The sequence below is a fragment of the Shinella sp. M31 genome, from assembly GCF_049199205.1.
In the GTDB taxonomy this organism is placed as follows: domain Bacteria; phylum Pseudomonadota; class Alphaproteobacteria; order Rhizobiales; family Rhizobiaceae; genus Shinella.
On sequence record NZ_JBLZPH010000008.1, the window covers coordinates 23670 to 42579 of the forward strand.

The 18910-nt window shown below is 63.6% G+C and carries 21 protein-coding genes; 14 read left to right on the forward strand and 7 right to left on the reverse strand.

The window, feature by feature from the left end; translation table 11 throughout:
• Positions 1-145: 145 nt before the first annotated feature.
• On the reverse strand, positions 146-1288 hold the full coding sequence (locus ACOZKU_RS01625; protein ID WP_421577384.1) for a tetratricopeptide repeat protein: 1143 nt from the start codon (positions 1286-1288) through the stop codon (positions 146-148).
• Between the two features lie 9 nt (positions 1289-1297).
• Entirely contained in the window at positions 1298-1951 is a 654-nt protein-coding gene (locus tag ACOZKU_RS01630; protein WP_421577385.1) for a thiamine phosphate synthase, read from the reverse strand.
• A gap of 93 nt (positions 1952-2044) precedes the next feature.
• Between ACOZKU_RS01630 and ACOZKU_RS01635 the strand changes: the two genes are divergently transcribed.
• Together ACOZKU_RS01635 and ACOZKU_RS01640 are read left to right on the forward strand one after the other, a co-directional pair.
• Positions 2045-2815, forward strand: coding sequence for a sulfite exporter TauE/SafE family protein (locus tag ACOZKU_RS01635; protein ID WP_421577386.1), 771 nt, complete (start codon positions 2045-2047; stop codon positions 2813-2815).
• Between the two features lie 62 nt (positions 2816-2877).
• The gene (locus ACOZKU_RS01640) at positions 2878-3138 is read left to right on the forward strand and encodes a metalloregulator ArsR/SmtB family transcription factor (protein WP_314086321.1); all 261 of its coding nucleotides are present in this window, start codon (positions 2878-2880) and stop codon (positions 3136-3138) included.
• A 184-nt stretch (positions 3139-3322) separates the two neighbouring features.
• On the opposite strand, the gene ACOZKU_RS01645 is transcribed toward ACOZKU_RS01640, so the two are convergent.
• The gene (locus tag ACOZKU_RS01645; RefSeq protein WP_117370535.1) at positions 3323-3496 is read right to left on the reverse strand and encodes a YdcH family protein; all 174 of its coding nucleotides are present in this window, start codon (positions 3494-3496) and stop codon (positions 3323-3325) included.
• A gap of 214 nt (positions 3497-3710) precedes the next feature.
• On the opposite strand from ACOZKU_RS01645, the gene ACOZKU_RS01650 reads away from it, so the two are divergent.
• The 6 genes from ACOZKU_RS01650 to ACOZKU_RS01675 all read left to right on the forward strand — a co-directional run bounded on the left by ACOZKU_RS01650 (position 3711) and on the right by ACOZKU_RS01675 (position 7583).
• The gene (locus ACOZKU_RS01650; RefSeq protein ID WP_117370536.1) at positions 3711-3914 is read left to right on the forward strand and encodes a YdcH family protein; all 204 of its coding nucleotides are present in this window, start codon (positions 3711-3713) and stop codon (positions 3912-3914) included.
• 51 nt (positions 3915-3965) lie between these two features.
• Entirely contained in the window at positions 3966-4433 is a 468-nt protein-coding gene (purE, locus tag ACOZKU_RS01655) for a 5-(carboxyamino)imidazole ribonucleotide mutase (RefSeq protein WP_314087094.1), read from the forward strand.
• Complete coding sequence (locus ACOZKU_RS01660) at positions 4430-5512, forward strand: 5-(carboxyamino)imidazole ribonucleotide synthase (RefSeq protein WP_421577387.1); 1083 nt, start codon at positions 4430-4432, stop codon at positions 5510-5512. Before purE ends, ACOZKU_RS01660 begins: the two co-directional genes overlap by 4 nt.
• Positions 5513-5658: 146 nt before the next feature.
• A complete protein-coding gene (gene ykgO / locus ACOZKU_RS01665; protein ID WP_024271182.1) occupies positions 5659-5784 on the forward strand; it encodes a type B 50S ribosomal protein L36 in 126 nt (41 codons plus the stop codon).
• A gap of 81 nt (positions 5785-5865) precedes the next feature.
• On the forward strand, positions 5866-6483 hold the full coding sequence (locus tag ACOZKU_RS01670; protein ID WP_421577409.1) for a tetratricopeptide repeat protein: 618 nt from the start codon (positions 5866-5868) through the stop codon (positions 6481-6483).
• A 92-nt stretch (positions 6484-6575) separates the two neighbouring features.
• On the forward strand, positions 6576-7583 hold the full coding sequence (locus tag ACOZKU_RS01675) for an alpha/beta fold hydrolase (protein WP_421577410.1): 1008 nt from the start codon (positions 6576-6578) through the stop codon (positions 7581-7583).
• Positions 7584-7590: 7 nt separating this feature from the next.
• On the opposite strand, the gene pyk is transcribed toward ACOZKU_RS01675, so the two are convergent.
• Together pyk and ACOZKU_RS01685 are read right to left on the reverse strand one after the other, a co-directional pair.
• A complete protein-coding gene (gene pyk / locus ACOZKU_RS01680; RefSeq protein WP_314086335.1) occupies positions 7591-9030 on the reverse strand; it encodes a pyruvate kinase in 1440 nt (479 codons plus the stop codon).
• Positions 9030-9413, reverse strand: coding sequence for a DUF1036 domain-containing protein (locus ACOZKU_RS01685; RefSeq protein WP_421577411.1), 384 nt, complete (start codon positions 9411-9413; stop codon positions 9030-9032). The genes pyk and ACOZKU_RS01685 overlap by 1 nt, the downstream gene beginning before the upstream one ends.
• Before the next feature lie 289 nt (positions 9414-9702).
• Here ACOZKU_RS01685 and ACOZKU_RS01690 point away from each other — a divergent pair, with 289 nt between their 5' ends.
• From ACOZKU_RS01690 to ACOZKU_RS01710, 5 genes are all read left to right on the forward strand, one after another.
• On the forward strand, positions 9703-10491 hold the full coding sequence (locus ACOZKU_RS01690) for an N-formylglutamate amidohydrolase (protein ID WP_421577388.1): 789 nt from the start codon (positions 9703-9705) through the stop codon (positions 10489-10491).
• The gene (locus ACOZKU_RS01695; protein WP_421577389.1) at positions 10491-10796 is read left to right on the forward strand and encodes a DUF1244 domain-containing protein; all 306 of its coding nucleotides are present in this window, start codon (positions 10491-10493) and stop codon (positions 10794-10796) included. Before ACOZKU_RS01690 ends, ACOZKU_RS01695 begins: the two co-directional genes overlap by 1 nt.
• A gap of 118 nt (positions 10797-10914) precedes the next feature.
• Positions 10915-11181 carry a DUF2312 domain-containing protein gene (locus ACOZKU_RS01700; protein WP_117370542.1) on the forward strand — a complete coding sequence of 89 codons (267 nt, stop codon included), beginning with the start codon at positions 10915-10917 and terminating at the stop codon, positions 11179-11181.
• Positions 11182-11352: 171 nt separating this feature from the next.
• Positions 11353-11979: a histidine phosphatase family protein gene (locus ACOZKU_RS01705; protein WP_421577390.1), complete on the forward strand. Its 627-nt coding sequence runs from the start codon at positions 11353-11355 to the stop codon at positions 11977-11979.
• 146 nt (positions 11980-12125) lie between these two features.
• Entirely contained in the window at positions 12126-13223 is a 1098-nt protein-coding gene (locus tag ACOZKU_RS01710; protein WP_421577391.1) for a hypothetical protein, read from the forward strand.
• A gap of 140 nt (positions 13224-13363) precedes the next feature.
• On the opposite strand, the gene ACOZKU_RS01715 is transcribed toward ACOZKU_RS01710, so the two are convergent.
• Complete coding sequence (locus ACOZKU_RS01715) at positions 13364-15175, reverse strand: DUF882 domain-containing protein (RefSeq protein WP_421577392.1); 1812 nt, start codon at positions 15173-15175, stop codon at positions 13364-13366.
• 175 nt (positions 15176-15350) lie between these two features.
• Positions 15351-16889, reverse strand: a complete 1539-nt coding sequence (locus tag ACOZKU_RS01720; RefSeq protein ID WP_421577393.1) for a sigma-54-dependent transcriptional regulator — start codon at positions 16887-16889, stop codon at positions 15351-15353.
• 163 nt (positions 16890-17052) lie between these two features.
• Between ACOZKU_RS01720 and ACOZKU_RS01725 the strand changes: the two genes are divergently transcribed.
• A complete protein-coding gene (locus ACOZKU_RS01725) occupies positions 17053-18906 on the forward strand; it encodes a M3 family oligoendopeptidase (RefSeq protein ID WP_421577394.1) in 1854 nt (617 codons plus the stop codon).
• The last annotated feature ends 4 nt before the right edge of the window (positions 18907-18910 follow it).

Sequence of the window (18910 nt, forward strand, 5' to 3'; positions counted from 1 at the left end):
CGGCGAAAGCCGCGGCGCGCAAATGCACGGGGACCGGATGTGCGGGCTTCAAGACCACAAATTCCGCGAAGTTTCAAGCCTTCAGCCCCTGCATGGGCTGCAATGCAGGGTATGCGATCGTGCAACAGGGTAAATGCGGCGCGCCTTACGAGCCCGAGCGGTACTTGTTGGCCGCGGTGATCGCCGCCTTCTGCTGCTCGTCCGTCAGGCCGAGATAGAAGTCCTCGAGCGAGGGATCGTTCAGCCCGGCACGCCGCGCCAGCACGAACCACTTGCCTGCCTCGATCGGATCGGGGCGCGTGCCGATGGCGTGGATGTAAAGCTGCGCGAGCTTGCTCTGGGCCACGACATTGCCGCCATCGGCCGCGCGCTTCAGCCATTTGAAACCGGTTTCGTAATCCCGCTCGCCCGCCGTGCCGTTCACCAGCCAGATGCCGAGATCGAGCTGGGCCGTGTCGAAGCCCGCGCGGGCCGCCCGCACCAGCCATTCGCGGGCGCGCTTGGTCTTCTCTTCCGGCAGGTCCTTTAGGTTCACATAGATCTGCGCCACGGCATATTGCGCATCCGCGATGCCCTGCTCGGCCGACTTCTCGTAATAGGGCAGTGCGTCGCGCAGCCCCTTGTCGCCGGGACTGTCGGCCACCAGCACCTGCGCATAGTTGAACTGCGCGGAGGCGTTGCCCAGATCGGCCGATTTCTTCATCAGCGCGTCGGCCTTCTTGCGGTCTTCCTGAGACGCCGAGCGCTCCATGAGAAGGATCGCATATTTGAACATGCCGGTTGGATCGCCGCCATTGGCCGCCTGTTCGTACCAGAACAGCGCCTGCTTGCGATCGCGCTTCACGCCTAGGCCCCGGTCGAGGATTTCGGCGACCAGGGTCTGCGCGGCGGGATCGCCGAGCTGCGCGCGCGGAAGGGCAAGCTCCATCGCCGTCAGATAGCGGCCGCGCTGGAAAGCGCCGTAGGCATCGTCCACCTTGCCGGCAAACGGCTTTTCGGCCGGCAGCGCCGGCAGGTCGGCCCCCATGCGGTCGAGCACCGAAAGGCCTGACGACGGACCGTCAGCCGGCTTCTTCTCGTCCTTCTTGGCCTCGTCGGGCTGGTCATCGAGCGCGTCCGGCTTCACGTCGACGGCCGGCTCCTTTTCTCCCGTCTTCGCCTCGTCGGCGGTGACGGACGGCCCCTTCTTGGCCGTCTCCGCAAGGGACGGCACGGCAACGAAAACGCCCGTGGCGAAAAATGCCACCGGCGCGATACGGCAAGCTTGTGAAAGAAGGGCCCTGATCATGAGCGCCTACTATTGCTCAAACCGTGGCGCTTTTTCGTCAAGAAGAGCGTTGACCGCAGCAATCACCTGCGGCGCCTGCGCGGGGTCGGCAAAGACCGCCTTGTCGAGCGCAACGAACTCCGCGCCGGTCTCGGCAACGGCGAGAGCCGAATCCGGATCTGAGCCGCCGAGCACGATGCAGGGAATTTCCACCATCGAGGCCCACCATTCGGCAAGCGCCAGGTTCTTCGGATGCGCCTCCGGCTTGATGTCGCCGCCAATCTTGCCGAAGAAGATATAGTCCGGCTGGATATCGCCGATCTCCAGCGCCTTGTGGCGATCCGTGGCATTGCCGCCGCCGACGATGAGCTTCGGCGTGAACTTTTCCACCGCCTCGGCAAACTCCTGCAGCCCGCCGGTCACATGGATGCCGTCGGCCTTCGTCCGTCCGGCCACGCGCGTATCGCCGGCGACAAGCGCGGCAGCGCCGGCATCCTGGACGATCTGGACGAGCGCTTCCGCATGTTTCTGGAACACGCCGTCATCAAGCCCGTATTGCGGAATGATCACCGAGGCGACATCGCCGCCCTTCAGCGCGCCCTCGAGCATGACGGTTCGCGCGGACAGGTCCTCGCCTTCGGGAAGGATGAGGACGAGACGGCAGCGGTTATCGGCTTCGGACATGGATGGGCACTTTCCTTGAATTGCGGCACTCTGGTCTCGTCATAACAGATCAAAACGGATAGACGGAAGGACGAACAGGATCAATCGCCTTCCATGTCCATCGACCCCTCGATTTATTATGCCGCCATCCCCGCCGTGCTGCTGGTCGGCCTGACGAAGGGCGGCATGGGCGAGGCGCTGGCTCTGATGGGCGTGCCGCTGCTCGCCATGGCCGTGCCTCCGGTACAGGCCGCCGCCATCCTCCTGCCGATCCTGGTGGTGATGGACTGCGTGTCGCTCTGGATCTGGCGCGAACACAACAACAGCACGCTCCTGAAGATGCTGCTACCCGGTGCGCTCATCGGTATCGCCATCGGCTGGGCGACCTCGGCCTATGTGCCGCGGGATGCGCTTCGCCTCATCATCGGCCTGATCACCGTGCTCTTCGTGTTGCGCTACTTCTACAACGGCTGGCGCGCCCGGCATGGCTATGTCGTCGAACCGAAACCGCATCGTCTCATTCCCGCCGCCTTCTTTGGCACGCTTTCCGGCTATGGCAGCTTCGTGGCCCATGCCGGCGGCGCACCGTTTCAGGTCTACGGCCTGCCGCTGAAGCTGCCGCCGCGCGATTACACCGGAGCGGCCGTCCGCTTCTTCGCCATTCTCAATTTCATCAAGCTCGGCCCCTATTTCGCGCTCGGCCAGCTCGACACGACGAACCTCACCATCTCGGCGACGCTCGTGCCGCTCGCCATCGTCGCGACCGCCTTCGGAGGATTTATGGTCAAGCGCATGAAGCCGGACGTCTTCTATCCCTTCATGTATTCCATGGCGCTGATCGCCGGCCTGAAGCTCGTCTATGACGGCGTATTGGCCTTTCTCTGACGGGTTGCTTCGCACCGCACAAAATACTTGCCGCACATGCTGCTTTGCCATAGCGTTCGGCCATGGCGCACCCGGACCCCTTTGCTGCGATTGCCGATCCCAACCGCAGGTTCCTGCTGGAGGAACTGCGGCGTGCGCCGCGCACCGTCAACGAACTCTCCGAAGGCCTGCCAATCAGCCGCCCGGCGGTATCCCAACACCTGAAGGCGCTGCTCGATTCCAACCTGGTCAGCGTGAAGGCCGAGGGAACGAAGCGCATCTACGCCATCAACGCCAGGGGCTTCGACAGGCTCAATCTCTGGCTCGACCAGTTCTGGTCGTAATCCACCGTCCCATCCGAAACAGAACGCCCCGGCAGATCTTCCGACCTGCCGGGGCGTCACGACGTCCATGATTTCGTTTTCGGAAGCGGTTTCGCGAAATGGGCTCCTACCCCGGTCCTCCCATACGGACCATCTGTCCCGCGACTTGCCTCCCTATAATCCCTTTGGAAAAATCCCTGTCGTTTCAGTGAGCTGAGGAGCGAATGCGCTCGATCTCATCCTTGATGCGCAGCTTGCGACGCTTGATGTCTGCAATCGCATCATCGCCCGAGGAGGGCTGCTTGATTGCAGCGTGCAGCTCTTCTTCAAGAGCGAAATGCTTCTTTTCCAGCGTAGCCAGGTGGGCCTCAATCGTCATGTGACAGTTCCTTCCTTTTGCTTGCACCCGGTCACTTGCGTGCCGGATGATCCAGGTTGCAACAAAGTCAGTGTGCCATGTCATTTTTCATTTGTCGAAGGCGAAAACGTGGCAAGGGATAACTTCCCGTTACCGGGGCTTTCGTGATAGGAGCAGGCTTATACAGACTGGGACAGGCGGGCGAACCGCTGCTTCCGACGACGGGGAATAGAGCATGGCAGATCAGGAACAGGCTGAATTGCGGCTTGCCGCCGCACGGCTTCGCCAAGAGCACGAAGACTACGATGCCGCGATCAACGCCATGATCCAGGTCGGCTGCGAAGCCCTCAAAATCCAGCGCATGAAAAAGAAGAAGCTGATCTTGAAGGACAAGCTTTCCAAGCTGGAAGATCAGATCATTCCCGATATCATCGCCTGAACCGGACGAGACGCCTTGGACACCACCGAAACGCCCCCCGTCGCCATCATCATGGGAAGCCAGTCCGACTGGGAGACGATGAAGAACGCCGCCGATACGCTCGATGCGCTCGGCGTCGACTACGAGGCCCGCATCATTTCGGCGCACCGCACGCCCGACAGGCTCTACAGCTTCGCGCGCGGCGCCAAGGCGGAAGGCTTCAAGATCATCATCGCCGGTGCCGGCGGGGCGGCCCATCTGCCGGGTATGGCCGCGGCCATGACGCCGTTGCCGGTCTTCGGCGTGCCGGTCCAGTCGAAAGCCCTTTCCGGCCAGGACAGCCTTCTCTCCATCGTCCAGATGCCGGCCGGCATCCCCGTCGGCACGCTGGCTATCGGCCGGGCCGGCGCGGTCAATGCCGCGCTGCTCGCCGTCGCCGTGCTGGCGCTCAACGATCCCGAGCTTGCCCATCGCCTCGATGAATGGCGCGACAACCAGTCCAACGCGATTGCCGAATATCCCGTGGACGGCCCGCTATGAGCGCCCGCACGATCGGCATCATCGGCGGCGGCCAGCTCGGCCGCATGCTGGCCATGGCGGCCGCGCGTCTCAACCTGCGCACCGTCATCCTCGAGCCACAGGCCGATTGTCCGGCAGCCCAGGTCGCCAACGCCCAGATCGTCGCCGCCTATGACGACGCCGAGGCGCTCGCCGAGCTTGCCCGCATCTGCGACGTCGTGACCTACGAATTCGAAAACGTGCCCGTCGCGGCCGCAGCCGCGCTGGCAAAGGCCGTGCCGGTCTATCCGCCGCCGCGCGCGCTGGAAGTCTCGCAGGACCGTCTCGTCGAAAAGAGTTTTATTCGCGACTGCGGCATCCTTACCGCCGATTTCGCGGCGGTCGACAGCCAGGCCGATCTCGAAGCGGCGCTCGAACGCTTCGGCGGCGTCGGCGTGCTGAAGACCCGCCGGCTGGGCTATGACGGCAAGGGACAGCGGCTCTTCCGCTCGCCGGCCGAAAGCCGCGAGGGCGCCTTCGAGGCGCTGGGCGGCGTGCCGCTGATCCTCGAAAGCCTCGTGCCCTTCGAGCGCGAAGTCTCGATCATCGCCGCGCGCGACAGCGACGGCACCATTGCCTGCTACGATCCGGCCGAGAACGTCCACCTCAACGGCATCCTGCACACCTCGACGCTGCCGGCCGGCGTCAGTGAGGCGACGGCCGACCAGGCCCGCAAGGCGGCCCGCGCCATCCTCGACAGCCTCGGCTATGTCGGCGTCATCGGCGTGGAATTCTTCGTGCTGCCGGATGGCGGTCTCGTCGCCAACGAGATTGCGCCGCGCGTGCACAATTCCGGCCACTGGACGGAGGCGGCCTGCGTCGTCTCGCAGTTCGAGCAGCATATCCGTGCTGTAGCCGGCCACACGCTCGGCGATCCGCGCCGCCATTCGGACTGCGTGATGCAGAATCTGATCGGCGACGATATCGACGATGTGCCGGCCTGGCTTGCCAAGCCTGGCGTGCTCGTCCACCTCTACGGCAAGACGGAAGCCCGCCCGGGCCGCAAAATGGGGCATATTACCCAGCTTTTCGACCGAGACGGGCTGGAAAACCGGCCTTGAGGGCGGAAAACCCGTCGACCGTGGTTGACAGCGCAAATGTCACGGGTTACATGCCTGCCCAACGTGAAAGCGCGCCCGAAACGGCGCGTTTTTGATTGAAGAAATCCGGCGAACTCGTGTCGCCCTGCAATACGCGGATCGAAAACATGAAGATCAAGAATTCGCTCAAGTCGCTCAAGGCTCGCCACCGCGAAAACCGCCTCGTTCGCCGCAAGGGCCGCATCTACATCATCAACAAGCAGAACCCGCGCTTCAAGGCTCGTCAGGGCTGATACGGCGTCGCGGTTGCCTGTCCCGTCAGGGACAGTGTTGATCGAGAAATACAATTGAAGTTGGGCGCATGGCGGTTTACCATAACCGCCATGCGCTTTTTCATGCTTTCCGCTCTTTGCCTTCCCCTTGCTCTCGCCGTGGCCGCGCCCTCCGCTGCCTTCGCTCAGGCCGCAGACAAGGCTTCGCTCGACAAGACGTCCGGTGCCTTCACCACGCAAGCGCAGCGGCTGGACAAGCTGTTCGTTGACTTGAAGCGCGAGGCCGACCCGGATGCGGCGACCGGCATCGCCAACCAGATTCGCCGCGAATGGCAGGATTCCGGCAGCGCCACCATCAACCTCCTGATCCAGTGGGCCGACAAGGCCATGACCGACGACAAGAATGCGGCGGCACTCGATTTCCTCGATGAGGCTATCCGCCTGCGACCCGACTATGTCGAAGGTTGGAACCGCCGCGCGACGCTGCATTTCAAGATGGGCAACTATCGCAAATCGATGTCCGACATCAACCAGGTGCTGAAGATCGAACCCCGCCACTTCGGCGCGCTCGCCGGCATGGCCTCGATTCTCTCCCAGAGCGGCCGGGACGAGCTGGCCATGAAGGCCTGGGAACGCTTCCTCGATATCTACCCGACCGAACGGCAGGCGCAGAAGGAAATGGGCGACCTCGCGGAAAAGCTGACCGGCCAGCGCACCTGATTCTCGTTCGGGTGAACCGGCATGGCGTCACTTGCGTAGATCAGCTATCTCCATCACCGACCGGACCCTTCTTGCCCTCCCCGCTCCGCCCCATGCTGATAGCCCTTCTCGCCGTCCCCTTTGCCATCGCGCTCGCCGGCTACGCCTTCACGGCCTGGAAGGCCAGCGCGATCGAGCAGCAGTATCCCAATGTCGGCGAGCTGATCGACGTCGGCGGCTTTCGCATGAACAGCGTGCTGGTGCCGGCGGGCGACAAGGCGGACCTGCCGCCGCTCGTCTTCATCCACGGCGCAAGCGGCAACCTGCGTGACCAGATGCACGCCTTCCGCACGCGGCTCGAAGGCCGCGCGACCCTGCTCTTTGTCGACAGGCCGGGCCACGGCTATTCCGAACGCGGCGGGCCGGAAAACGCCTGGCCGGACGGACAGGCCAACGCCATTGCCCGCCTGATGGAAAAGCGCGGTATCGACAAGGCGATCATCGTCGCCCATTCCTTCGGCGGCGCGATTGCCGCAAGCTTTGCGCTGGAGCACCCGGAGAAGACCGCCGGCCTGCTGTTCCTCGCTCCCGCCACCCATCCGTGGCCGGGAGGCGTTGACTGGTACTACGATCTCGCCAGGGCACCGTATATCGGCTGGCTGTTCGCGCGCATCGTCGCCCTGCCGGTCGGCCTGTCGCGCATCGACAGCGGCACGCGCTTCGTCTTTGCCCCAAACCCGCGCCCGGACGACTATATCGAAGCGACCGTGCCCGTCCTGGTGCTGCGCCCCGCCGCCTTCCGCAACAATGCCACCGACGTCGCCAATCTCCTGGACTATGTTCGCCGCGTGCAACCGCGCTACCACGAGATCCACACGCCGACGGTGATCGTCACCGGCGATACGGACGGCGTGGTCTATGAGGAAATCCATTCCCGCGGACTGGCGCGCGACATCGCGGGATCGGAACTGGTCTGGATTCACAATCTCGGCCACAAGCCGGATTACGTGGTGACGGACCTTGCCGTCGAGGCGATCGAGAAGATCGCGGGCGCGAAACGCGACCTCCAGGAATCAGCAAGGCGGGCCGAAGCCCGCCTTGCGAAGGATCACGAAAAGTAGCGCGGTTTCAGACGCCGCTGACGCCGTCTGCGCCGATATAGGCGATGCGCAGCATGTTGGTGCCGCCGGGCGTGCGCAACGGCACGCCGGCCGAGATGATGATGCGGTCGCCCGGCTTGCCGAATTCTTCCGTCACGACGATGCGGCAGGCGCGGTTCACCATATCGTCGAGGTCTTCCGCATCGCCGGTGACGACGCAGTGCAGGCCCCAGACGACCGAGAGGCGGCGCGCCGTCTCGATGACCGGCGAGAGCGCCAGGATCGGCACTTCCGGCCGCTCGCGGGCGGCGCGCAGGCCCGTCGTGCCCGACGAGGTGTAACAGACGATGGCCGCGAGCTTCAGCGTCTCGGCGATCTGGTGGGCGGCAAGCGAGATGGCGTCGGCGCCGGTTGCTTCCGGCGGCGTGCGCTGGGCGTAGATGATGCCCGGATAGTGCGGGTCGCGCTCGACCTTGCTCGCGATGGACGCCATGGTGGAGACGGATTCGACCGGATAGGCACCCGAGGCGGATTCGGCCGACAGCATGACGGCGTCGGCGCCCTCGAAGACGGCGGTCGCGACGTCGGAGACTTCGGCGCGGGTCGGGACGGGCGCAGAAATCATCGATTCGAGCATCTGGGTCGCGACGACAACCGGCTTGCCGGCGCGGCGGCAGGCGCGGATGAGCTGCTTCTGCAGGCCCGGAACGGCTTCCAGCGGCATTTCCACGCCGAGGTCGCCACGGGCGACCATCAGGGCGTCCGAGAGGTCGATGATCTCGTCGATACGCTCGATGGCCTGCGGCTTTTCGATCTTCGACATCAGGCCGACGCGGCCGCGCGAAATCTTGCGCACTTCGGCCAGGTCTTCCGGGCGCTGGATGAAGGACAGCGCCACCCAGTCGACGCTACCGGTCGCCAGCACCGCATCGAGGTCGACGCGGTCCTTTTCGGTCAGCGCGCCGACGGGAAGCAGCGTGTCGGGCAGGCTTACACCCTTGCGGTCGGAAATCTTGGTGCCGGAAACGACCGTACAGACGATCGACTTGCCGTCGGACTTCTCGGCGCGCAGGTGCAGCTTGCCGTCGTCGATCAGTAGGCGGTCGCCCGCCTTCACCGCTTCGAGAATTTCCGGATGGGGCAGGAAGACGCGACTGTTGTCGCCGGGCTCGTCCTTGCTGTCGAGCGTGAAGGTCTGGCCGGGCTTCAGCTCTTCCGAACCGTTGGCGAACTTGCCGACGCGCAGCTTCGGCCCCTGAAGGTCGGCGAGGATGCCGATGGGACGGCCGCAGCGGGCCTCGACGGCCCGGATGCGGCTGATCAGCGTGCGCATCACGTCATGGCTGGCATGGCTCATATTGATGCGGAACAGGTCTGCTCCCGCCTCATGCAGCTTCTGGATCATCTGCTCGTCGGAGGATGCGGGCCCGAGCGTGGCGAGGATTTTGGCTCTTCTGTTCCGTCTCATCAGTTCTGGCTTTCCTGGGTGCCTGGCGTATCGGAAAGCTGCACCATCCAGCTCCCCTGTCGGCCCGTGTCATATTCCTTGAAGCCCATGCGCTGGAAACCGCGGGCAAAGCAGTCCTGCACGCCGGTGATCTTGAACTCGTTCTCGGCGACGCACATGTTGACGTCGCCGGTCCAGCGGCCGCCGCGGGCGGCATCTTCGGCATAGAGATAGTAGTAGCGCGACTGCAACTCGCCCTCGATCAGCGTGGCGCAGGTCGTGGCCGGCACCTGCCACCAGCCCTCGGTCATCCAGCCTTCCTTGGCGCGATAACCGATGGCGACGCCGACGAGGTTCTGCGTGCCGTTACAGACACGGAACTCGGCTTTCGCCTCATTGGGCAGGGAAAGGGCGAGGAAGCCCGCAAAAGTGAAAAGGCCGGCCTGGAGAAGGCGCGTGGCTTTCGGGACGAAGGGGCTGTGGCTCTTGGCTCGCACGGTTTCCAATGGAACTCCGTTGATTTGAATATGCGCTTTCTTGCGACGGCGGGGCATGAATGTCAACGCAACACTAATCGATTACAATTTCACGAAAGGAGAAGGAATCTTTCCTGCAAGCGCAGGCCCCGCGGCTTGCGGGCCGGATCGCCCCATGCGATCAGTCGGCATCAACGGTACAATTTCGGCTAACGGCATGCAGGATCATCCTTCCTTCGAGATCATTGACGGCGACCTCGGCCTCGGGCTCGTCATCCTGGCGGACCATGCCACCAATCTCCTGCCCGAACGTTATGGCCGCCTCGGCCTGCCGGAGAGCGCTTTCGAACGGCACATCGCCTACGACATCGGCGTCGAAGGCGTGGTGCGTGGCCTGAACGCCCGGCTGAACGCGCCGGTCGTGATGAGCCGTTTCTCCCGCCTCCTGATCGACCCCAACCGCGGCGAAGACGACCCGACGCTCGTCATGCGCATTTCCGACGGCGCGATCATTCCAGGCAACCACCCGATCACGCCGGAAGAATGGCAATATCGGCTGGAAACCTATCACCGCCCCTATCACGATGCCGTGTCCCGCACCATCGATGCGGTGGCCCGGCGCACGGGCAGGGCGCCGCTCGTCATGTCCATGCATTCCTTCACCCCGGCCTGGAAGGGCACGCCCCGCCCCTGGCAGGTGACCGTGCTCTGGGACAGCGACCGCCGCGCCGTCGGCCCGCTGCTCGCCGAACTCGAAAACCTCGGCGATGTCGTGGTGGGCGACAACGAACCCTATGACGGGGCGCTGCGCGGCGACACGATGTTCCGCCATTGCATGAAACCGGGCATCGCACATGCGCTCATCGAAATCCGCCAGGACGAGATCGGCGATGCGGCCGGCATTGCCCGCTGGGTCGATCGTCTTGCACCGATCTTTTCGCGGTTGAATGCCGAACCGGCGCTGCACACATACGAGATACATCCCTCCCGCACCGGACCCTATTGATGACAGACCTCAGCAAAGAGCAGCAGACCGAATTCGAAGCCGCCGCCTTCCGGCGCCTCGTCAAGCACCTACGCGAGCGCACGGATGTGCAGAACATCGACATGATGAATCTGGCGGGCTTCTGCCGCAACTGCCTGTCCAACTGGTATCGCGATGCGGCCAACGAGGCGGGCATTCCCCTCGACAAGGAGGCCTCCCGCGAGATCGTCTACGGCATGCCCTATGAGGAATGGCGCGCGCGCTACCAGCGCGAGGCGAATGACGCGCAGAAGACCGCCTTCAAGGTCAACCGCCCGAAAGAATGAGCCGCAACGGCGTGAAAAACCGAAACGCCGTGCGATAGGTCTTGATCTTGCCGGAAGTTCGCGGCAAGTCACGGCCTTCGAATTTTAGCCCATACCAGGACCACCCAAGGAGAAGACCATGTCGGATGCCCACGGCGTCGCACGCGACCAGCTTCGCGCATTCATCGAGCGCATCGAGCGCCTCGAAGAGGAAAAGAAAACCATCGCCGACGATATCAAGGACGTCTACGGCGAAGCCAAGGGCACCGGCTTCGACACGAAGATCCTGCGCAAGGTCATTCAGATCCGCAAGCAGGACAAGGACGAGCGCATGGAACAGGAAGCCATCCTCGACACCTACCTGCAGGCCCTCGGCATGATCGACCTGCCGCCGGACGCCGAATAAGACGGGACGACCGTTGGACGTGAGACGAAGGGGCGCGACGCGCCCCTTTTCTTTGCCTGCATCTGAACCTCGCAGCGATACGCAGCGGCTTCGGAGTTTCGCCGGATTGCCGACATGCTATGACTGTCGTCGGCGCGCAGAGAACATCCCTGCCCCTTGACGGCATGGAGCATGGACACCTTGAGCATTGAAGCCGAAGTCCCGAAACCGGTGGCCAATCGAGCCACACGCCTGACGATTCTGTGCCGTGCGGCCACCCAGGCCAACCAGCAGTCCCGGTTTTCTTCCGCCGATGCCCCGCTGCCCAAGGAGCAGGCGCGATTGAAGGCGCTTGCCAGCGACCTGCGCCCTTTGGACATGGTCCTTCATGCGCCCGAACGCGCCGCCTTCGAAACGGCCGCCGCCTTATCCGCCAGGGTGACCCTGTGTTCGCCCCTCAGGGATGTCGCCTATGGAGCATGGGAGAACCGGACGGTTGCCGATATCGCACACCATTGGCCTGAGGACCTCGAGCGATGGTCGGCGGATCCTGAATCGGCCCCGCACGGCGGAGAATCCTTTGCGGCGGCGCAGGCTCGGGCGGCGGACTGGCTGGAAAGCTATCACGCCGTGGGCGGCAACACGCTGGCCGTAAGCCATGCGATCATCGTCAAGCTGCTGTTCCTCCATGTGGTCGGCGCGCCGCTGACGTCGATCTGGCGCATCGACGTCGCCCCCCTCGGCATGCTGGCCCTGAGCAGTGATGGCAGACGCTGGGCCCTTCGCGGGTTTGGAGCGGGTGCGCCTGACAGTTTTTGAGAGAACGCGAGCCGCAGCCGAGTCAGAACGATATGCGCCACGCTTTAACGAGTATGTCGCAATGCAAAATTTCTTTGCGAATGAACGGTCGGCCTGCGCCGTCCCTCCTCCATCAGCCCCTCATTGAAATCATTTTCAGGCAGACGATGACGTTTCCCACAATCAAGCTTCCCGCCCGCCCCCTCGCCATCAAGGGCGGGGTCATTTCCATTCCCTTCGCCTACTACTTCTCCACGCCTATCCTGTTGGCCATCGCGGTCTTCATGGTGATGACGGAAGGGCCAGGCATTCTGCGCGACTATACGATCAGCCAGAACCCGCTTGTCATCGACGGCACCATTGGCGGCAATTGCACGACGCGCAAAGCCGTCTTCACGACCTGCGAAGTGGATCTTTCCTACGAGCATGACGGCCAGCGTTACGAGAAGGAGGTCGAGGTCATGTTCGTCGATTTCCACACCGGCGACTATGAGACGGGCCTCGTCGTCTCAGCCGATCATCCTGAACTCGCGACGATCAGCCTCGGGCTGGACATGCTATGGAACCGGATCATCACGCTGGCGGCCTTCACGCTTCTGCTTGGCGGCGGGGGTATCGCGATGATCTTCCTCGCATTGCGCATCCTGCGTGTCCGCGGCCGGCTGCGTCACCCCGCGCCGCTCACCGTCATCCCCGTCGAAATCACCGGGATGGACAAGAAGCGCGGCCGCCTTTCGGTCACCTATGCCGACCGGCTGAGCGAGCGGAAGACCAAACGCGTCGCCTTCACCCGCTTCGAAAGCGGGGAAGAGCCGATCATCGTCGGGGATGCCGGCAGCAATGCGGTTGCCCTTGCCGTCTGGCACGGCACGACCGCGCTGCCCGTGCTGCTCGACGACCGGTTGGAGCGCATCGACCTGACCGCGCAGGAACGGGCGGAAGCGCTCGCCCCGCTACACGCCGCCGCCGCATCAACCGGCCATCAGAGCGCCATCGCGCTTGCTCCGGCAAAGAAGGGCATGTCGCTCGCGCGCCGGCTCGGTCTCTTCCTGCTTCTGATTGTCCTCATCGTCGGCGGCATTGTCGGCTATTGGCTGTGGTACGTGACGAGCGCGCCCTCGCAATACAACTCGCCGGGAATGGACATCAACAACATGATGCCCGAAGCGCTCAACCGCTGGGGCTGCAGCCAGCTGCAAAGCCGCTTCGGCGATGGCCCCGCCCCTTTCGGCTGCACGGCTGCGGATTATCAGAGCTGGAAATGACAAAAGTGTCCCGGCAGAGCGGCGACCATCGTTCCTGATGCAGTTGAGCTGAAACCGTCGTCGACGCGTTCTCCGCTAACACACACAAAAGCCCGCCGGATCGCTCCGGCGGGCTTTTTTTGATCTCGGTCTTCAGAGGCTCAGTCGAACTTGCGGACTTCCATGAAGTTGACCGCATTGCCGCTGAAACGGGCGCTGTCGATCGATTTGCCCTCCGGCTGGAAGCCGGCCATGTAGACGGTGGTCGGCGCGGCGCGCAGCGTGCGGCTTACGAAGCGCGGTGCTTTGACCGGCTTGGAGAGCGTCACCATGTTGCCTTGCTCGAGCGCCCATTTGGAAATGATCTTCTGCGTCAGCTTCGGCTCGGTGCGGATCGCACCGCGGCTTGCGGCATCGGCATCCTTCTTCTTCGGACGACCGCCCTTCGACGGCGTTTCCTCGACAGCCTTGCCGTCGAAGGCATCGACGCCCGCCATCGACCGCGTGGCGGCATTGTCGGAAGTCAGCGCGGCCAGCTCGACCGGATTGCCCTGATCGTCCCCCGCCGTCGGATCGGCGAGGGCGGCAAGCCCCGCGCGGTCGGCGGTGGATGGAAGCGCGACCTTGGCCTCGGCCGCCGCCATCAGCGCGGTCTGCGACTGGTCATCAAGCTCGACCTGCGGGCGAAGGCCCGGCACCGGCACCATGGCCAGCTCCTCACCGTCTTCCGCAGCAGCGGCTGCCACGGCCGCCGTCATGGCTTCACCGGACTGGGCCTCACCAAGCTGAGCATCGCCAGCCTGGGTGCGAGCACCCAGCATGACGGGCAGAGGCACCTTGTAGGCCGCCAGGTCTTCGAATTCAGGCTTCTGCTCTTCGGTCGTCGTCGCCGCTTCGAGGGCCGCGACGGCACCGCTCGTCGTCGGTGCGACAAGGGCGAGTTCGCTGGTCGTCTCGGCCGCCTTGAAGGCGGGACGGCTACCGGGAACCGGCGCGTTGAAGGCAAGCTCGGTCTCGGCCTCGGTCGCAACCGGCTTCTGGTCGGCAACGGCCTTCGCAGGCGCGCCGCCCGTCTCGCCGCCTTCATCGAAGGAATCGGCGATCGTGACATTGCTGCTCGCGATCATTTCGGGTTCTTCATCCTCGTCGCCACCGCCGCCGAAGAGTGCGGCAAGGAAGCCGCCCTTGCGCTTGGACGCACTCGGCGTGGAACCGCCGCCGGCAACCTGGATGGCGTCGGAACCGACGCGACGCTTGTAATCGGCAACGGCCTGCTGGTAGCCCGGCAGCGGCTTGCCGTCGGTCGGCACATGCATGGTCTTGCCGTCGGGGAAGAGGCGCACCAGCTCCTGGCGGCTCATGCGCGGCCAGGCGCGCACGCTGCCGACGTCGAGATGCACGAAGGGCGAACCGGAGGTCGGGTAGAAACCGACGCCGCCGACCTGGAATTTCATGGCGGTGGCGCGCAGCGTCGCGAGCTTCACGCCCGGAATATAGAAGTCCATCGCCTTGCCGAGCATGTGCTGGCTCTTCTTGGCGACGCCCTTGGAGCGCGAGCGCAGCATGCCGTTCGTGGCCGGCGAGCGATAGGCGGAAACGACGTTGATGTAACCCGATGCGCCGACCTTCTGGTAGACTTCCCAGACGAGGTCGAACAGGCGCGGATCCATGCGCGTCGGCTCGTTGCGGCGCCAGTCGCGCAGGAACGTGTTGAGCTGCTTCAGGCCGCGCTGGTCATACCGGCCATTGCGCTTGAAGGTGATCTCCGCCTTTTCCTTGGTGTGGATGAAAAAGAGCTTGAGCGTGCGGTTGCCGCTCTCGGCCTGGACCGTCGCGGGAATGGCCGTCGGCAGAATGAGGGCAGCAGAGAGCACAGCCGTGGACAAAGCCTTGGGCAGCTTTTGCAACACTGTTTTGCAGAGGCTGCCAAGGGTGCTCCCCCGGCGCTTCATCGATGCGAACAAATTTGCCAACTCTTTCCCCGTCCGAAGGACAACGAACGTCCGTTATCCCAGATGACTGCCAATTGCGGTGAGAGCATGGCAAATCCGCCACACTCGTCATCGCGCACCCGTTATAGTGAACAATCCACTAACAGGGAATAAACGGCAATCGCGAAATCTCAAACGGCCGGGATTCCAACGGTTTTTACGCAGCTTCCTTCAGCGGATTGTCCGGATCGATACCGTAATCCTTGAGTTTGCGGTAGAGCGTCGAGCGGCCGATGCCCAATTTGCGGGCAACCTGGCTCATCTGGCCATGATAGAATTTCAAGGCAAAGCGAATGAGTTCCTCTTCCACATCGGCCAGTTTGCGCACATGACCGCCCTTGTCGACACTCGGAATGGCGTTGTCGGGCGTGCCGTGGACGTCGGAGGAGACCGATTCGTTCGGCCGGAAATCCGGGTAGACGCTCGGCAGGCGAGCATCGCCTGAAAGCTCGGGCATATGCGCCGTTGCGGCGTCCCAGGTGACCGCGCCGTCCTCAGCCAGACCGTAACCCGGAACCTGCGCGGCGATCTGCGGGAAGTCCGTGGCATGGAGCTCCGCCCCTTCCGACAGCACGACGGCGCGGAAGATGGCGTTTTCCAGCTGGCGGATGTTGCCCGGCCAGTCATAGGCCGTCAGAAGCGCCATGGCGCCGGCGGAGACGGAAAGCGGGCGGGCAAGCTTCTGCTCGCCGGCAAAGCGCTGTACGAAGGCACGCACCAGAACCGGGATGTCCTCCTTGCGGCGACGCAGCGCCGGAATGGTGATGGGGAAGACGTTGAGGCGGTAATAGAGGTCCTCGCGGAAGCGGCCTTCGCGCACTTCGTTGATGAGGTCGCGGTTGGTCGCCGAGATGAGGCGCACATTGACCTTCTGCGGGAAGCGGGCGCCGATCGTCTCGATCTCGCCCTGTTGCACGGCGCGCAACAGCTTCACCTGCACGTCAAGCGGCAGGTCGCCGATCTCGTCGAGGAACAGCGTGCCGCCGTCGGCCTCCATGAATTTTCCGGTATGGCGCTCCGTCGCACCCGTGAAAGCGCCCTTCTCGTGGCCGAAGAGAATGCTCTCGACGAGATTATGCGGAATGGCGCCGCAATTGACGGTGACGAAGGGCTTGTGGGCACGGTCGCTGCCGGCCTGGATGGCACGGGCCACCATTTCCTTGCCGACGCCTGATTCGCCTTCCAGCACGACCGGGATGTTGGACTGCGCGGCGCGGCGGCCAAGCTCGATGACGCGCAGCATTTCGGAACTGGCCGAAACGATATCGTCGAACTGCACGGTCTCGTTGCGATTGCGGCGTCCGCCGCGGCCGCGGCCTTCCCGCTGGTCGACCTTCAGCGCGTTGCCGAGAGCGACGCCGAGGCGTTCGGGCGAAACCGGCTTTACCACGAAATCGAAGGCGCCGGCGCGCATGGCCATGACGACGGTCTCGATGCCGCCCTGTCCGGTCTGCACGATCACGGGGATCGTGTTTTCGCGTTCGGCGAGCGCGTCGAGAAAGGCCGTGCCGTTCATTTCCGGCATCATCAGGTCGAGCAGGATCACATTGATCAGACCGCCCTTGCGATCGAGCATGTCGAGACCCGCACGACCATTTTCCGCCATATGGGCGACATGGCCGGAACGCTCGATCATGTTCTTCAACAGCCTGCGCTGGACAGGATCATCGTCGATGACAAGAATATGGGCCGTCACTGGAACCTCCTTGCCCAGGCGTGCGTCATGCACGCCGAAGGGAACTGAACACCAGCGGACCATGACAGGAAGGGTTGAACATGCCGTTTTGAGAAAGGCTTGCATTTTAACCAATGCCGACGCAAGCAAGGGGCCGATCCGCCCACCAGGAAGAGAGATAGAGATGACGCGTAATTTCCCCGCACCCCGCATCGCCTTCGCCCCGGCGGACGCCGCCGCAAGCGCCGAGCTGGGCAATCTTCCCGGCTGGAACCTCGGCGATCTCTATCCCTCGCAGACCTCCCCGGAATTCATCGGCGACATGAAGAAGGCCGAGGCGGACACGCTCGCCTTCGAAGCCAAGTGGAAGGGCAAGCTCGACGCCGCCACGGAAAAAAACGGCGAAGAAGGCATTGGCGCGGCCGTGCGTGAATTCGAGGCGCTGGAAGACGTGATGGGCCGACTCATCTCCTTTGCCGGCCTCACCTATTTCACCAACACGACCGAACCCGCCAACGGCAAATTCTATGGCGACGCGCAGGCGAAGCTGACCGATCTCGGCGCGCATCTCCTGTTTTTCTCGCTTGAACTCAACAGGATAGCGGACGAGCGCATCGAAGCGGCGCTGACGAACGACGCGCTCGCCGCGCATTACCGCCCGTGGATCGAGGACCTGCGCAAGGACAAACCCTACCAGCTCGACGACAAAACCGAACAGCTCTTCCTCGAAAAATCGATGACCGGTGCCGCCGCCTGGAACCGCCTGTTCGACGAGACCATGGCGTCGTTGCGCTACACGATCGACGGCGAGGAGCTGCCGCTTGAAATCGCCCTTAACCAGCTCCAGTCGCCCGACCGGGAAGCCCGCCGCAAGGCCGCGCAGGCGCTGGCAAAGACCTTCCAGGACAATATCCGCACCTTCGCGCTGATCACCAACACGCTCGCCAAGGATAAGGAAATCTCCGACCGCTGGCGCGGCTTCGAGGACATTGCCGACAGCCGGCATCTGGCCAACCGCGTCGAGCCGGAAGTGGTCGCCGCACTCGCGCAAGCCGTGCGCGAAGCGTATCCGCGCCTCTCGCACCGCTACTATGCGATGAAGGCGAAGTGGCTCGGAATGGAGCAGATGGAGTTCTGGGATCGCAACGCGCCCCTTCCCGAGACACCCGATGCGACGATCCCCTGGACCGAGGCGCGCGACACCGTGCTCTCCGCCTATGGGGCCTTCGCGCCCGAAATGGCCGACATCGCCAAAAAGTTCTTCGACAAGGGCTGGATCGACGCGCCGGTCCGCCCCGGCAAGGCGCCGGGCGCCTTCGCCCATCCGACCGTGCCCTCCGCGCATCCCTATGTTCTCGTGAATTACATGGGCAAGCCGCGCGACGTGATGACGCTCGCCCACGAGCTTGGCCATGGCGTGCATCAGGTTCTAGCCGGCGGCCAGGGCGCGCTGATGGCCTCCACACCGCTGACGCTGGCCGAAACGGCGTCGGTCTTCGGCGAGATGCTGACCTTCCGCAGCCTGCTCGACAAGACGAAAGACAATCGCGAGCGCAAGGCCATGCTCGCCCAGAAGGTCGAGGACATGATCAACACGGTCGTGCGCCAGATCGCCTTCTATGAATTCGAGCGCAAGGTGCACACCGCCCGCAAGGAGGGCGAGCTGACCGCCGAGCAGATCGGCGAATTGTGGCTCTCCGTGCAGGGCGAAAGCCTTGGCCCGGCGATCCGCATTTCCGAGGGTTACGAGACCTATTGGGCCTATATCCCCCACTTCATCCACTCGCCCTTCTACGTCTATGCCTATGCCTTCGGCGATTGCCTGGTGAATTCGCTCTATGCCGTCTACCAGCAGGCGGAAGCCGGCTTCCAGGCGAAGTATTTCGACCTGCTCAAGGCCGGCGGCACGAAGCATCACTCGGAACTCCTGAAGCCCTTCGGCCTCGATGCCAGCGATCCGTCGTTCTGGAGCAAGGGACTGTCGATGATCGAGGGGCTGATCGACGAACTGGAAGCGCTTGATAAGGCCTCCTCTTAAAAGA

Excerpts from the sequence above, each read along its gene's own strand:
- ACOZKU_RS01675 (WP_421577410.1), top strand. The coding sequence starts at position 6,576 with ATGCTGATAGCCCTTCTCGCCGTCCCCTTTGCCATCGCGCTCGCCGGC.
- ACOZKU_RS01645 (WP_117370535.1), bottom strand. The coding sequence starts at position 3,496 with ATGACGATTGAGGCCCACCTGGCTACGCTGGAAAAGAAGCATTTCGCT.
- ACOZKU_RS01650 (WP_117370536.1), top strand. The coding sequence starts at position 3,711 with ATGGCAGATCAGGAACAGGCTGAATTGCGGCTTGCCGCCGCACGGCTT.
- ACOZKU_RS01695 (WP_421577389.1), top strand. The coding sequence starts at position 10,491 with ATGACAGACCTCAGCAAAGAGCAGCAGACCGAATTCGAAGCCGCCGCC.
- ACOZKU_RS01725 (WP_421577394.1), top strand. The coding sequence starts at position 17,053 with ATGACGCGTAATTTCCCCGCACCCCGCATCGCCTTCGCCCCGGCGGAC.
- ACOZKU_RS01635 (WP_421577386.1), top strand. The coding sequence starts at position 2,045 with ATGTCCATCGACCCCTCGATTTATTATGCCGCCATCCCCGCCGTGCTG.
- ACOZKU_RS01700 (WP_117370542.1), top strand. The coding sequence starts at position 10,915 with ATGTCGGATGCCCACGGCGTCGCACGCGACCAGCTTCGCGCATTCATC.
- ykgO (WP_024271182.1), top strand. The coding sequence starts at position 5,659 with ATGAAGATCAAGAATTCGCTCAAGTCGCTCAAGGCTCGCCACCGCGAA.
- ACOZKU_RS01625 (WP_421577384.1), bottom strand. The coding sequence starts at position 1,288 with ATGATCAGGGCCCTTCTTTCACAAGCTTGCCGTATCGCGCCGGTGGCA.
- pyk (WP_314086335.1), bottom strand. The coding sequence starts at position 9,030 with ATGAGACGGAACAGAAGAGCCAAAATCCTCGCCACGCTCGGGCCCGCA.
- ACOZKU_RS01660 (WP_421577387.1), top strand. The coding sequence starts at position 4,430 with ATGAGCGCCCGCACGATCGGCATCATCGGCGGCGGCCAGCTCGGCCGC.
- ACOZKU_RS01710 (WP_421577391.1), top strand. The coding sequence starts at position 12,126 with ATGACGTTTCCCACAATCAAGCTTCCCGCCCGCCCCCTCGCCATCAAG.
- purE (WP_314087094.1), top strand. The coding sequence starts at position 3,966 with ATGGGAAGCCAGTCCGACTGGGAGACGATGAAGAACGCCGCCGATACG.
- ACOZKU_RS01630 (WP_421577385.1), bottom strand. The coding sequence starts at position 1,951 with ATGTCCGAAGCCGATAACCGCTGCCGTCTCGTCCTCATCCTTCCCGAA.
- ACOZKU_RS01690 (WP_421577388.1), top strand. The coding sequence starts at position 9,703 with ATGCAGGATCATCCTTCCTTCGAGATCATTGACGGCGACCTCGGCCTC.
- ACOZKU_RS01640 (WP_314086321.1), top strand. The coding sequence starts at position 2,878 with ATGGCGCACCCGGACCCCTTTGCTGCGATTGCCGATCCCAACCGCAGG.
- ACOZKU_RS01705 (WP_421577390.1), top strand. The coding sequence starts at position 11,353 with ATGGACACCTTGAGCATTGAAGCCGAAGTCCCGAAACCGGTGGCCAAT.